The organism is Oleiphilus sp. HI0132 (genome assembly GCF_001635845.1).
Genome location: NZ_LWGJ01000028.1, coordinates 1 through 746, shown reverse-complemented (window position 1 = coordinate 746; position 746 = coordinate 1). Strand labels below are relative to the sequence as shown.

Sequence of the window (746 nt, the reverse complement as noted above, 5' to 3'; positions counted from 1 at the left end):
TCGAGTTGAATAGACTCATTGTCAACGAACCAGTTGCCGCTACTTTGAAGCAGATTGGACACCTGTAAAGCTTGCAAGACGTCTGCCGAAGTACTTTGACGCGCTGCCAAACTTTCGGGCTGTAAAAAAATCCTTATCGTTCGTTCTCGGCCCCCCGTTACCTTGACTTCACTGGTATCAGGAATTGCCTGTATATAAGTCGACAGCTCTTCCGCTACCCGCCTTAAGTCATAATCGCTAGCATCGCCTTTGGAATACAAAGCCAACATCATGATCGGCACATCATCCACTTCAACCGGGTTTACGCGCCAGTTTTGTACTGCCTGAGGGACTTTATGTTGATTGGAATGAAGTTTGTTATAGGTATTCAGAATTGCATCTTCACGATCTTCGCCAACATAAAATCGTAAAGTAACAGCCGCCTGACCGCTCATTGAGGTGGAATAAACATTCTCTACACCCGGGATTTGAGCCAGAAGTTTTTCCAGCGGTGTTGTCACCTGCCGTTCTACCTGCTTAGAAGACATACCTGGCGAACTGACTAACACATCGACCATCGGTACAACAATTTGAGGCTCTTCTTCACGTGGAGTGTAGTTCAGCGCGACCATGCCCAATAAAAGCGAGACAATAAGAATCGCTGAAGGTAAGCCACCCGCTAAACTGTAGGCGAGCAAACGTTCGATAAAAGATTTATCTGCTGAAGTCATGCAATTACCCTAAGGTTTAATTAATTCGGCTGGCAA

Annotated in this window: 1 protein-coding gene; it reads right to left on the bottom strand. The window is 46.0% G+C overall.

Translation table 11 applies throughout. From position 1 onward, the window contains the following. Positions 1–710, bottom strand: a 710-nt coding sequence (locus A3766_RS00550) for an efflux RND transporter permease subunit (RefSeq protein ID WP_197479136.1), incomplete at its 3' end; no start/stop codon positions are given. Between the last annotated feature and the right edge of the window lie 36 nt (positions 711–746).